Origin of the sequence: Micromonospora sp. RP3T, from assembly GCF_003027925.1 — a bacterium.
Taxonomy (GTDB): Bacteria; Actinomycetota; Actinomycetes; order Mycobacteriales; family Micromonosporaceae; genus Micromonospora.
The window spans coordinates 10,429-24,586 of sequence record NZ_PYPS01000003.1 but is presented as its reverse complement, the minus strand read 5'-3'; the positions used below and the strand labels follow the sequence as shown (position 1 = coordinate 24,586).

The 14,158-nt window shown below is 66.2% G+C and carries 5 protein-coding genes; all 5 read right to left on the bottom strand.

Annotation, left to right across the window (positions count from 1 at the left end; translation table 11 throughout):
• Positions 1 to 5 precede the first annotated feature (5 nt).
• Entirely contained in the window at positions 6 to 9,089 is a 9,084-nt protein-coding gene (locus C8054_RS33160; protein ID WP_146179846.1) for an RHS repeat-associated core domain-containing protein, read from the bottom strand.
• Between the two features lie 1,112 nt (positions 9,090 to 10,201).
• Entirely contained in the window at positions 10,202 to 10,654 is a 453-nt protein-coding gene (locus C8054_RS03590; protein ID WP_107155263.1) for a Pycsar system effector family protein, read from the bottom strand.
• The gene (locus C8054_RS03585; protein ID WP_107155262.1) at positions 10,651 to 11,325 is read right to left on the bottom strand and encodes a hypothetical protein; all 675 of its coding nucleotides are present in this window, start codon (positions 11,323 to 11,325) and stop codon (positions 10,651 to 10,653) included. The genes C8054_RS03590 and C8054_RS03585 overlap by 4 nt, the downstream gene beginning before the upstream one ends.
• On the bottom strand, positions 11,322 to 13,370 hold the full coding sequence (locus tag C8054_RS03580; RefSeq protein WP_146179845.1) for a hypothetical protein: 2,049 nt from the start codon (positions 13,368 to 13,370) through the stop codon (positions 11,322 to 11,324). Before C8054_RS03580 ends, C8054_RS03585 begins: the two co-directional genes overlap by 4 nt.
• Positions 13,367 to 14,149 carry a hypothetical protein gene (locus C8054_RS03575; RefSeq protein WP_107155260.1) on the bottom strand — a complete coding sequence of 261 codons (783 nt, stop codon included), beginning with the start codon at positions 14,147 to 14,149 and terminating at the stop codon, positions 13,367 to 13,369. The genes C8054_RS03580 and C8054_RS03575 overlap by 4 nt, the downstream gene beginning before the upstream one ends.
• Between the last annotated feature and the right edge of the window lie 9 nt (positions 14,150 to 14,158).

The following is a 14,158-nucleotide window of genomic DNA, read 5'->3' as shown; positions in this document are numbered from 1 at the left end:
TCTACTCACTTTCGGGGAGGCAGGGGCAGGTAAGCGTCAGGTGAGTTTTGGATAAGGAAAGTCTCACTCGCGAATCGGTCGCCCGCGACGTACACCTTCAGGGCCGACGGAACAGGGTTACTCCCATCGTAGATCGGGGAGACCTGGAAGTAGAGCCTTTCACCGGTGGCCACCCGCTGACTCACGTAGTGCTCGATCGACCAGTACATGGCGGGATAGTTCGCATTCCTATACAACGGAACGAGGTTTTTCGGTGCATTCGGGTCGCTTTTCGCGCCCGCCCCTCCCAAGCTCTTGCCAATGAGGTGGCCTGAGTTCATGCCCTTACGGGCATCATATCCAGGAGGATAGTACGTCGCCGACGTGCCTCGCCCTGTGGACCCCTGATAACAGGCCTCGGCACCTGTAGCCCGGCCCCGCCGATCACTGATGCTGGCGTCTCCCTGATAGTAGGAGGAATCGAGTTCATAGTAGTTGACTTCTGATGCTTCTGACCCATTCAGACAGGCACTCTCAGCGGCGTATCGACGAGTGTCGTTAGGGCCGCGGTAGGCCTCGGCGAGCGGTCCGTGAACTACACCATAGTGGTCGGCCTGATCAGTCGGGAAGGTTGGGACACCATTGGGCGCTGATTCCGCACCTTGGTCACCTCGCACCTGTGGCGCCGCCTGGCCGTTCGGGTTGTTTGAGATTGAGCTGCCCGGCGGGAGCATGGGTTCCCAGCCCGGCCGGGCGCTACCCCCCGGTGCAGGGCGTTCGTCTACATCTACCAGCCAAGGAGTACGGCACAGTTCGCCACTGCCCAGCCCTGCAGCCCTTGAGGCCATTACGCAGGGAGGCACAGTCGGCGGAGCCGTGCAGTTGCGACTACACGGACCACGCCCACCTGCACCCGGCCGAGGACCGAACCCAGCAACAGATGGCGCAGGCTCGTAGTAGGAACGACACGACGCCGAGTGGCGATTCCTTTCGCAATAGTGCAGGCTGGGGAGACTGATCGACGCACCGGCGTTTCCTCGACACCATGCCGGAGCATCCGGACGGGCTCCGTTACGTCCGTAGCACGGGTCGCCTGCAGGGTCGCCCTCCCAGAATTCGTAGATCAACTCTTCGAGAAGGAGGATGCTCTCCATGGTGCAATAGATGGGATCGGGTTCTGCGCAGTGCCCATTCGGGTCAGAATTGCTGACGGGATCGCCGCCACCATATATATAGCGGTTGACAACGGATGGAGAAGTGGGAGCTAAAGTCCAGGTATCACGGCTGGAGAAGGCTCCACTTGCTGGGTCGTACCAGCGGGCATGGGCGTTGGTCTGGGTGGTTTCGGCGTCTGTCCAGCCGCCTTGATAGCCGAGTGGCAGGGTGCCGGTTGCTGCGCTGAGTTGGCCGTAAGGCTGGTAGGTGCGAGACGCGGCGAGGTCGCCGGTGGTGGGATTGGTGGCGGCGGTGAGGTCGTCGTGTACGCCGTCAGCTATCAGGTTCCGTGCAGCGACGATGCTGCCCTTATCGGACAGTGGCTGCCCGAAGGGGTCGCGGAAGATCGCGGAGTTTTGGCCGGGCGTGTCAGGGGCGCGGACGGGCTGGTTGGTCAGGTCGTTGTACAGGAAGGGCAGGGTGTTGCGTTGGGCGAGGCGGTCGAGGGAGTCGTAGGTGTAGTTGACGGTGTATCCGGTGCTGCTGGCTTGGGTGAGACGTTCGAAGGCGTCGAACATGTTGGTGTCGATAATGGCGCCGGTGGTGTGGGTGGAGAGAGTGCCCCGGGCGGTCCAGGTCCAAGATTCGGCGGCTTGGCCGGCGCCGTTGGCGGTGGAGGCGCGGTTGCGCGAGTCGTATGCGGTGGTCCGAGTGCCTGCGGGATTGGTGACGGTGGTGCGGTTGGAGGCGTTGTCGTAGCCGTAGGTGGTCTGTTGGTTGGTTGGTGATTTCCAGCTGGTGAGTCGGGCGAGGCCGTCGTAGCCGTAGGTGTTGGTGCCGGCGCCGGCGACGCCGGTGGTGGTCTTCGTGAGGACTAGGTCGTCTTTGTCGTAGGTGTAGGTGGTGGAGGCGGTGGTCGTGCCGTTGGGCCTTTTGTAGGTGTCGGTGGCGAGACGGCCGAGGCTGTCGTAGGTGTAGGCGCGGGTCGGTCCGCCAGTGCCGTAGGTGGTTTGGCCGAGTTGGCCACTGTTCTTGTAGACGTTGGTGGCGGTGACTCCGGTGAGGGGGTCCGCGACGGTGGCGAGGGCACCGGCGGTGTTGTAGGTGAAGGTCGCAGTGCCGGCGGCGTCCGTGCGGTTGGTGAGGTTGCCTTCGCCGTCGTAGGTGTAGGTGGCGTCGCCCGCAGGGCCTGTTGCGCCGGTGAGTTGGTCGCGGTCGTTCCAGGTGTAGTTGGTGGTGCCGTTGGGCCCGCCGACGCTAGTGATGCGGCCGCTCTGGTCGTAGCCGAGTTGGCGGGTGGCGGTGGTGGCTTCGGCTCCGGTTCCGGTTTCCTGGGTGAGGTTGCCGAGTTTGTCGTAGGTGAGGATTCGGCTGACGTTCCCGGGGAGTCGGTAGGTGACAGGTTGCCCGGCGGCGTCGTAGGTGGTGGTCCAGGTGCGGTCGGCGGGGTCGGGGTGTGCGGTGGTGGCGGGTTCGATGACTGAGGCGGTCTGGCCCCATGGGGTGTAGGTGTAGGTGGTGGCGTTGGTGTTGCCGTCGACCATGCGGGTGCGTTGGCCGACGAGGTCGTAGCCGAGCTCGACGGTCACGGCCGTGGCCGGATCCGTGGGGTTCACGCGTTGGGTGATGGCGGTGAGTTGACCGGCCGTGTCGTAGCCGTACTGGTTGATGCGTCCCTCGCCGCTGGTGACGGTGACCGGCTGGCTGGCGCCGTTGTACGAGGCGGTCGCATTGCGAAGGGTGGTGGCGCAGGCGCCGATCGTGGTGGTGGTGCAGTCAGTGGTGGCGGTCAGGCGGCCGGCAAGGTCGTAGGTCTGGGTGGTGACCGGGTCGACGTAGGTGGTGTCCTTGCCCTTCACCGAGGTGAGCGGCCGGCCGGTCATGTCGTAGGTGTACTGGGTGAACCGGCCGGTGGGGTCAGTGACTTTGAGTGGCTCGCCGGCAGCGTTGTATGCGGTCGTAGTGACGTAGGTGAGCGGGGTGGTGACGGTGGTGAGGTTTCCGGCGGGGTCGTAGCCGAGGTTGGTGGTCAGGTAGAGCGGGTTGCCGGTGGTGCGGTCGCTGATTGTGGAGGTGATCTGTTGGCCGAGATCGTTGTAGGTGGCCGAGGTCGATCCGCCAGTGGGGTCGGCCGCAGACAGGAGTTCGCCGACGCGGTCGTAGGTGTAGGTCCAGACGGGTGTGGTTTTGGGCCCGTCGTCGTCGGGGTCGGGCAGGGTGCGGGTGAGCGGCTGGCCGTAGGGGTTGTAGGTGTAGGCGGTGATCCGGCCGAGGGGGTCGGTGGTGTGGTCGACCAGGCCTTGGTTGTTGTAGGCGGTGTGGTGTGTGCCGGTGAGAGCGACGCCGCCTGGTGTGGTGTAGGTGGGCAGGCTGACGGTGGTGGGGCGGCCCGCCGGGTCGACGCTGGTGGTGGTGATGTTGCCGTTGGCGTCGCGGGTGTGGGTGGTGTCGCCGAAGGTGTTGTAGCCGATGGTGGTGACGGGTGCGGCGTTGGTGCTGGCACCGTTGTTCCAGACGGCGCGGGTGGCACCGGTGGTGGTGACGGGCTTGCCGAGTGGATCGTAGGTAATGGTGGTGGTGATGCCGGCCGGGTCGGTGGTCTGGGTGACGAGGCCGCGGGTGTCGCGTTGGTAGGCGGTGGTGAGGGTGGCGGGGGTGCCGCCGGTGTTGGCGACGGTTTCGGTCAGGATCCGGCCGATGTCGTCGTAGGTGTAGCTGGTGGATTCGGCTCGACCTGGTGAGGCGGCGCCGGTGCGGGTGAGGGTGGCGATGGTGCCGTCGAGGTTGCGGCTGTAGGCGACCGCGCGGTTCAGACCGGTGGGGTCGAGGTGTTCTTCCTTGATGTAGCCGGCCTTGTCATAGATCGTCGTGGTGCTGATGCCGCCCATGGCGATCTGCAGGTTGGGTTGTCCGGCGGCGTTGTAGTCGCTCTTGCTGAGCTGGGTTTCGCTGGTGATGTCGCCGCTCGCGTTGCGGCGGACTCTGCTGCTGGTGGCGGGCAGGTTGTCGCCGTAGTAGGTGTAGGCGGTTTCGCGGCCCATGGCGTCGATGACGGAGGCGAGGCGGCCGCCGGGGTCGTAGGCGCGGGAGTCGGTGACGAGGCGGGTGGCGTTGGGGTCCATCGGGTCGACACCGGCGCCGACGGCGGCAGTTTCGGTGCGGCGGTGCGCTTCGTCGTAGGTGTACTCGTAGGCCAGGCCGCTGGGTTGGGTGACCTTGGTCAGGTCTCCCCTGCTGTCGTAGTCCTGGTTGACGGTTTTGGCGTCGGGGGTGGTGGTGAGGTCGGGGCGGCCGGCGGGGTCGTAGGTCCAGGTCCAGGTGCGGTCGGGGTCGTCGCCGGTGATGTCGTCGATGACCTGTCGGGTGCGTAGGCCGAGGTCGTTGTAGGTGTAGGTCGTCTTGGCCTGGTGGATGTCACCGGTGACCGCGTTGGTGACGGGTGGGCCGGTGGTGGTGGCGACCTGGGACAGCGGGTTGTAGGTGTAGCTGGTGGTGCCGAAGGCGTTCCCGGCGGCGGGGCCGATGGTCATGGTGGTGATGCGGCCGAGTGCGTCGCGGGTGTAGGTGGTGGTCAGTCCGACCGGGTCGACGGTGCGGACCAGGTCGCCGGCGGAGTTGTAGTAGTTGTTGGTGGTCTTGCCGTTGCGGGCGGTCGCGGTCAGTTGCAGCCCGGCCGGGATGGTGCCGGTGCCGGCGGGTTCGGCGGCCTCGGTGCCGGTGGAGTAGGTGTAGGACTCCGTGGGCGGGGTGGAGTAGCCGGCGGGCGCGGGGTAGCTGACGGCGGTGATGTGTCCGATGGCGTCGAGGGTGTGGGTGACCCGGTAGGTGGTGTCGGTGGCGGAGGCGGAGCGGGCGTCTGCTGTCCAGGTCCGCACGTCGTTTCGCGGGTCGAGTGGGTTTGTGGCGTTGAGGTAGTAGCCGGCGTAGCTGGTGTTGCATTCGGTGCTGGTTCTGCAGGTGGTGCGGCCGATGACGTTGCCGCGGGTGTCGGTGTCGTAGGTGGTGGTGTTGTTGTTGGCATCGGTGTATTTGAAGACGAATCCGCGGGCGTTGTAGGTCCACTTCTGTTCGCCGAACGTGTCCTCGCGGCTGACGAGGCGACCGCCGTGGTCGATGTCGTGGCGGTAAGTGATGGGTTCGGCGTTGTCCGGTGCGAGGACGACGACGCGGTTGCCGTTGTCCGGGGTGGGATTGCCGAGGTCCCAGGTGGCGCCGTTGCGGTCGGTCAAGGTGGTGACGCGGCCGCTCGGCCCGTCGTAGCCGACGGTGAGGGCCGTGTGGCCGCCGGGATCGGTGACGGCGGTGAGCCGTTGGGTCGAGGTGCGTGCGGCCCAGTGCGCGGAGACCTGGCTGGCGCCGAGGGGGTGCTTGTAGTAGGCGGCTTCATCGATGAGGCCGGTGAAGGGGAAGTTCCCGGTGGGGGTGCCGGTCCAGCCACTGCCGCCGCGGCCGTTGCCGATGGAGGCGTGGGCCATGTCGCGGTAGTCGATCAGTTGGCCGGTCAGTTGGCCGATCTTGACGCCGTCGAGGTAGAGCTGCTGGGCGTCAACGGCGCCGGAGAGCACGACGTGGTGCCATTGTCCGTCGTCCACGCGGGCCGCGGACGTCATCTGGGTTTGGCTTTGGGTGGTGGTCCAGATCTTGGCTCGCAGGACGCCGTTGGTGTCGACGTACAGCATGGGCAGTGTCTGCGAGGGGGTGTGGCTGAGGTCGGTGTTCTGCATGCCGAACAGCACGCCGTTCTCGCCGGTGCCGGCCTTGAACCACAGTTCCACGGCCACACCCATGGAGGTGTTCGTCAGGTTTTTGGGCAATTCGACGGCGGTGGTGCTGGTGGCGCCGAAGTCGGCGGCGGTGTCCGGTGAGCCTGCCAGTGCCCCGGCCGCGCCGAGGGTGACGTCCTGGTAGGAGCCGTCGCGGTCGCCGGCTTTGGTGGCGACGACGTTGGTGGCGTCGGGGGTGTCGGTGGGCTCTCCGAGGGGCCAGTAGGCGGCCGGGTTGTCGTCGGTGACGACGGAGCGGTAGTGCGACGACGTGGTGTAGGTGTAGGTGGTGCACGCTTGTGCCGACAGGGGGGTGCAGGCCTGGGTCAGGCTGTCGCCGGTGTAGGTGTAGGTCCACGTCGGGGCCGGCTGGCCGTCGGCAGGGGCGTCGGTCGCGACGGAGGTGACGTGCCCTGCGGTCCAGGTCAGGTGCAGCGCACGGTTGCTGCCGTTGTCGGTGATCGTGGTCAACTCGTTGTTGCTGTTGTAGGTGTAGGTCTGGGTACGGCCGTCGGCGTCCGCGACGGAGGTGAGCCTGCCGCCGGCGTCGAAGATCCTCCGGGTCCCGGTGGAGTCGCGCAGGGTCCAGACGGTCGGGCTGCCGGCGGCGACCAGGGTCAGGGTTGATCCCTGCGGCGAGGCGTAGGTGCCGTCGGAGTTGCGGCCGAAGCGCAGCTGTCCGCCGGAGGCGAGCGTCACCAGGACGTTGTTCGAGCCGTCGGAGTCGGTGCTCAGCCGCTGGTCGATCGGGCTGCTCCAACCCGCGCCGAACGCCCCGGATGCCCGGAGGTCCTGCGAGTTGTAGGTCCTGGTCATGGCCAACTCAGGTCCGGCAACCGCCACGGCGGTGTCAGTCACGCTGGTCGAGTAGTTACCGACGTACGGGTTGAGTCCCGCCACTTCCGGGTCGTTGCCGGCGGAGGCGAGATGGCTCGACACCTCCGGCTGCGCCACCGTCGGTGTGAACACATACGGCCCGAGCTCCGGGGTGGACGCCTGCGTGTCGGACAGCGTGACGTACCAGTGGGCGGGCTGCTGCCATGTCAGCATGCCCGTGGGCACCGCCCACGACGTCGATGACCGCCACGCCGTGCTCTGGCAGCCGGATGGGGCGGCGGGGGTGCCCTTGCAGATGCGGAACTTCACCTGCCGGCCTCCGGCCGGGGTGTTGTCGGGGTCGAGGTAGTCCACCCACAGGCTCGGGGTGAGGGAGTCGGTGAAGCCGTTGTGCGGGGGGAACACTCCGCCGTCGCCGATGGTCGGTGCGCCGTTGCTGACGGTGAAGGCGCTCTGGCCGAACGGGATGCCGTAGGTGCTGTTGAACGACGCGCCGGACGGGTTCACCATGTCGAGGCGGAGGGTGTAGGTGCCCAACCCGAGCGCCTCGACCTGAATGGGCACGTCGGCGTACTGGTGCGAGCCGACGTTCTTCGGCATCGTGTAGAGCGGCCCGTTACGCAGGACGGTCCCACCGGCGTTGAGGATCTTGTACGTCAGCCGGTAGCCGTTGGTCGGCGTCCAGGTCGTCGTGCCCCAGTTCGTCACCCGTGCGGTGATCTTTCCGGCCGACGCGGCAGTGACCGGCGGGTTGAAGCTCGGTGAGGGCAGGGAGTACTTGGCGCCCTGGTCGGAGTAGTTCAGGTCGATGTACGGGCGGGCCGTGGAGTTCGTGAAGTTCGCCGACGCGAACCGCTTCCAGGCGTAGCTGTCGGTCTCCGACGCCCGCACCGTCAGCCCGTAGAACGACTCGGTGCCGTGCAGCCACTTCATTACCCGGTCCGGCGGGAGTGAGAAGCCCGCCCAGTTGCCGCTCGGGCAGTCGTAGTAGCCGTAGGCGAACGAGCCGGTACCGACCCGGCTCGCCGAGTCGTACGACGGACCAGCCCACGTCTTGGTCGTCGATCCCGACCAGGACTTGGTCACCGCGTACACGTTGACGCTGCGAGCCTTGCAGGAGTAGGACCAGAAGTTCCACAGCTGCAACGTCGCGCCCAGGACATACCGGTTCGGCCGTGACGCCTTCAGATCGTTGAAGTGCAGGTACGACGCGGCCCGCTCGGTGCCACCGTTGTAGGTACCCACCAACAGGTCACCCTCGGCGGAGTTGTTGCGGTTCGCGTGATCACGCTTCGACACGTACGTGTCGTCGGTCTCCGCGTTGTCGGTGAACGACGGATCGACGATGACCGGAAACACCCGCGCCGGATCCCGCAACCACTGGGCATCCAGGTCGACCTGCAACGTCCACCCGGAGACCTGACGCTGCAGCGAGTATCGAACGTTGTCCGTCCGCTCCCCCGTACCCCGACGCGGGTGAACGTTCGAATCAACCATGAACCCGGGAGGAATGACACCCCGCACCGCGCCGCTGGCGTCGGTGAACTCCACCTCACCGGTGACGTCGTTAAGCGCCGGAGTGACGCCGTTGACGGTCAGGGGGAAGGTCCACGTCGTGGGTGCGTCAGCGGAGTGCAGGACGATTTCTTCCTTGAGACCCCACTCCATCGGCGTCAGCTTCACGTCCGACGCCGCACGCACACCAACGAACGTGGCTGTCGACTCCTCGACGGAGGACGACACCCGGGTCGCATCGGCGAGCGCGAAGGACACCGAAGCGTCATCGCCGAACGACAACGTCGCCACCTGCGGATCGTCGCTATGCGATGCGACAGTCACATCCGCGGCGGACGCGGGCGCGTAGCGCCCATCGGCCCGTCGAGACAACCGGTTGTCGATGGGCTTCCATGCTCCAGCCCGGTCTCGGATGAACGCCGGACCGTCATACACCCGCAGCGTCTTCGTACCGTCCGGATTGGCGAACTCGGTCGTACGCTCCGTACGGGCATCCGCACGTTCCACCGACCGGCCCGCGACGACGCCACCGCTGGCGCCCCCCACCTCCCGCAGAGAGGACGCCTGCTGCCCAGACTCACCCTGCCCAGGCACCTTCACCGCAGGAAACGTCTTCTCGGCACCGACCGCGCCCGGTACCGGCGGCCGAGCTGCACTGTCCCCGGCCGACCCGGCAAACGACGTCCGCGCGGTCGTCGCCTCATGCGATGGCAACGCCGCCGATCCGGCGCGCTGAAAAGGCTTCACCGCACTGGCACCCGCCGGCGCCGCCGGCGATGCCATCACCGGCTGCGGGGGCACCGCCGACAGCAACGACGCCACCATGCTGAACGTCAACACGCCTGCGAGGGAGGACCTGCGCCGAGCCCAACGGCCCACAGCCGCAATACCCATGGCGAATCCACGAAACGCACCGGCCACCGCAGTCTCCTCAAGGTCAGCAGAGTGCGCTGACAGTAAAGATCGCTAACGGACCAGAGCAAGAGACAGCACAAACTGCAAGGACGAGCCAGCCAAGATCAGCCAAACCCGGCACGTCGATCTACACAGCGTCACTCGCAGACAGCCGTTCAACCACCAGAAAGCTGATGCATTGCTAGTCAAACCACATCAATCAGACGGTTCGTGATAGGAACTCCTGGGTGGCTGAGAGCGTCGATGGTCATCTGACGCTGCGAGCGGCAGGACGGATCCGACTCGGACAGCGGGCGCCGCGCGGACGGGTAGTCTCGAGGCCGACCGGAAGGCGGACTCAGTCGGCGGGCGGGCATGACCAACGAGTGCGTGCATGACTGCCCCTCAACCCAACGGCGCACTCCGTCGCGAACAAGCCCTGCCGCTCGCCGCGCCTCGCTCCGGCAGTATGATCCCGGGTCGCCCGACTCATCACCCGAGCCTCGGAGGAACAAGGGTCTTGAACCCAAAAGAACCTCTTGTCGAGTCCCCTCAGGACTTGTCATTGGCTGTCAAAACCCCCTTGTTACGGTCCGTAGCCATCCTGCCTTTGTCGTCGACTATCAGAAGTAGGCGTTGAGCTGCGCAGATGTGGTCAGGCGATGATCGCTATCTGTCACTGGTTGTCAACCATTCGCGGGGGTTTTCGGGGGGTAAACGGGGGGCCGACAGGGGCGTCGCCGTCCACCGCATCCCGCTTCCCCATCACCAGAACACCATCACCAGGGGAACGCCGCGCCCCTACCCATTCGCTACACGCTCACCGCAGGCATAAGGGTTCGTGTCGGTTGATCGACACGAACCGATACCCAACTCCGGTTGCGCGTCGTCGGCGCCATCCCTGTCGGCTGATTATCGGCCTGTGGGCCTGGTAGGGCCCAGGCTACCACCGGGCCCTACCAGTTCCAGGAGCTCCATCACGGACACCCTCGTAGACGGCTACAACGCAAGCTGCTCGGCGACCTCTGGATAGCTGCCGCACGCATCGCCCCCGTGCATCACAAGACGACAGCCACCAAGGCCACGACGCCGACCACTAGGATGCGGATTGACCACGTGATTTGGGTGAACTTGCGGTGCGCGACCATGTTCGCCGCCCAGATCTGTCCGATGATCTCTCGTTTGAACGCGTCCTCGTCGGCCGCCTGCTCCGTCCAGGCGTCGATGAAGGCTTTCCGATCGTCGCCGTACCGACGGGCGACGTGGTCGAAGTAGTGCAGTGACCATGCGGTCGTCGCCCGCCGCGGTGCCAGCGTATAGAGCGCCAGTAGCGCGCTGAGCGCGATACAGACGCTGGCGACGAGCAGGACGCCTTTGGCCCAGGAGCGGTGCTCCGACGGCAACTGCCCCGCCAGTACCCCGGCGGCTGCCAGGACGGCGGCTGCCTTCACATCGGCGAAGCGGATCATCTCGTTGGCCTGTTGCAGGACGGCTCGTTCCGCTTCCGTCATGGGACCTCTAACCGTTCCGCCAGGTCAGGGCGGTTGTATGAGGAGAAGACTTGCCCCAGCTGCGTGAGAAGATATCGGCGTTCACCCTCTCCAATCTGCCCGAGGAATTCGTCGATTACCTTGGCTATCACCAGGGACCGGGACTCGCCAACGTCCCCAAACTTTTCGGCGATTTCTTCGAATCTGATGGTGAGTAGCTCGTCCGGACGGTCGGGATGGTGGTAGAGCCAGTAGCTGCGGGCGACGTCGGGGCGGGAGTAGATGTTCTCTCTTAGGTGATGGATCCGCTCCAACTCGGCCCGCTGCTTCAGGCGTTCGAGGGCGGTCTCCCGTGCGATTTTCAGGATAGCTTCTGCGGCGATGCGCGCTTGCGGGCTGACTGTCAGTTGGATGCGGGCACCGTAGGGGTTCCGGGTGTTGATCTCGTTTTCGGCGTTGCCGGCCTGGGTGACGCAGTATTTGGCTGTCACCTGGTCGGCCCACTCTGTGATCCTTTGCCGCGTCGTCCAGGTTGCGGCTTCGTCGTTGTCCTGCCGCCAGAGCCGGAGGGTCGCGTCGAATGCGATGTACGGGTGGCGGCTGCGCAGCTCGGCGGTGAAGGTGACCGACTGGGAGTGCTCTTTGGGTCTGGCCCAGAGTCGCGATAGGTAGTGACGCCAGAACTCACTCATGCGGCGCCCAGCGGGTTCGCTCGGTGGAACCGCTCGTTGAGCCGGTCACGTAGGTCCCTGGCAGCCGGCGCCTGGGCGTCGCGGGCGGTCGGCTGCCAGTCGTATAGCAGGTCGGACATCCGGGCAAAACGGCTGCTGGCGCCTTGACCAGTCCCGCCGGCGGAGACCATCAGCTCGGTGATCAGGCCTTCGTAGAGGGGTTGCTCGGTCGCCGCGGTCAGCCAGCGGAAGAGCGCTTCACGGATTTCGCCCTGCGGCCCTTGGTCGGTGAACAGGAGCGATAGGGCGTGTACCAGTCGGGTCTGCCGCTCCGTGTCGCCTGCCAGCTCGCTGAGGAGGAATTCGGCCTGGTCCGAGGTTTTTGAGATTGCTGCCAGGGCGCGCAGTCCCGCGTGATGTCGTTGGTCCTGCGCGGCCGCCCAGTCGACGACCTGGCGGAGCGTCGCCTGCCGGTGCTGCGGTCGGTTCCAAAGCGATCGCACGGCCTTCACAACCTCGCCCGTGACGACATCGATCCCCCGCGCGGCCAGGTTGTTCAGCCGGGTCAGCACCGCCTGCGGATACGCGTCTGCCAGGGTGCCGCCGCAGACCTCGGCGACCGCGGAGAGTAGCGGGACGCTTCCCGATTGGCCGGCCCACTGGTTGAGCCGGCGGCGCATCGCCGCCCCGGCTTCGGGGCTCATCGCTACTGCCGTCATCAGTTCGACGACCAGCGGCCTCAGAGTCTGGTAATCCCACCACCGCCCGATTAGCGTGCGCACTTCGGGGGCGTCGGCGCCGGGAAGCGACAGGGTCAGGGCGAGCATGGCCGAGGCCACCTGTTCCGCGATGCGAGCGTTCGGGGCACCGCCGCGGCGTATCGGTAGGTCGGACGCCCAGCTCCAGAGGTTCGTTCGGAATGCCTTGGACTGGTCGCCGTGCACGTAGCGCAGGATCGCGACGTCGTAGGACGGCAGGGTGAAGAAGATCCGATGCTCGTCGTCGATTCGGGCGTTGACGTTTTTGGCGAGCTGGCGGATCCCTGGGGCGCCGATGCCGCCGCAGACGTTCGCCGGTTCCTCCAGCTTCTTGGCGAGCTTCTCCATGGCGTGGAGAACGTTGGTGGCTTGTCCTCCCTGCAGGAAGGCCAGGGTGATGAGGAAGAGCCGGGTCCGCGGATCCGGGTGGGTCTCGAACCAGGTGACCAGTTCATCGTCCCAGTTCTGGTAGGCCTGGACCGCTCGGTGGGCGATCTCAGCCGGCGATTCCTGCGGGTCAGCCGCAGCGGCCATGATGCGTCGGGACAGCCTTGCGATCTGGGCTGGGGTAGCGCCCTCGAGCATCGCCGGCAGCGGTGGTGTCTTGAGCAGCGTGTCCACGTCCAGCTGGGCACGCTGGTCGTGCAGGAGCCGGCTCAGCAGTTCGTCGGGTGCGGGAGCGGTGACGGTGAGGACGGTGAAGCCAGGAACGTCCTCGGGCCGTTCGAGGCCCTTGTGATCGACCAGGACAACGAGGTACGAGTCCCGCTTGTCCACGGCCTCTCGATAGGCGCTGAGCAGCTCCCGCAAACGTCCGTTCCGGCTTCCGGGCGGCACCGTGAGTAGGTAGGCCGAGCGGTCATACGACGACCACGGCACTTCGTCAACGGGCAGGAGCCGCTGCTCGTCGTCGTTGATCGGGATTTCCCGCCGCGGCAAAGAAACGCCGCCGAGCAATCCCACTGCGGCGGTTCGCCGTCCAGACCCAGGATCGGCCACCAGCAGGACGTGCCGCCGCTCCCGCAGGATTCCGGCCGCCGCCTCTCTGGACAGCCCGCCCGGGCCGTAGATGCGCTTCACGAAGGTCGAGATCGTCTGGTGCACAAAGTCGTCGGAGAGTTCTCGGGCAGCCTGGTAGCGCCCGAGCCAGTTGTGGACGTTCTGCACCATGTCGCGGCCGACTCTGGAGGCGACTTGGCCGCTGTTCTCCTCAACGTAAGGGCCCTCGTCGATGTCGTCGGCGTAAGAGTCGTCAGCGTAGGAGTCGTTGATGTCCGAGGCCGCGGGCTCCATCGGATCGGTCGTCATCGGTCACCACCCCGGTGCTGGGTCATGCTCTCGACCGTGGTGGCGACCTGACCGTCGTTCCGCTTCACACGCGGACCGGAAATCTTGGGCTGTGCTGGCCTCGCGGCTACCGACGGAGACGTCGGCGTGCTCGGTAGCACGCCGAGGAGGTTTCCAGAAACCTCCGGAAGGTAGAGCCAGGCTTGGCGGCTGAAAGCCTTGCCGTCGACCGTCGCCGTGACCGGGAGACAGTGATCGGGCTGCATGCCGGCGTACCCAGCGACAATGACGTCTTCGAAGACGCGGTCGGAGAAGATGCAGGCCACGAATGTCACGCGGGGGCTGGCCGCGGCGAGCACGGCCTTGACCGGCGCGGAATCAAGCAGGCGGTGAGTGTCGTTGCGCGAGTCCCCGTTGCCAGTCCAGTGGGGATTCTCTGGGTCGGCTGGCAGCGGCCCGACGTGCAGGCTGACCCGCAGCTGGAGCCGGGCCCGGGCCTGCCGGTTGTGCTCGGCGAGGCGCTGTTGGAGCAGGCGCGGAAACGGGTCCACCAGGTAGGGCAGGACGCGTGTCGAAAGCCCAACGGCGAAGCCGTCGCCGGTCGGGCCGAGGAACGCTGGGCGTTCCCACTCAGCATGCAGGCCGGCGCCGTTCAGCGCGTCGCCAACCAGATCCAGCAGGCTCTTGCTGATCGCCTCATGGGTGCTGCCTGGTTCGGCGGTGAAACCCTTGGCATCCACTGCCAGGATCGCGCGGTACGGCGGCAAGTCGACGGATCTTTCGAACGGAACGTGTTCCACGGGAGGCCC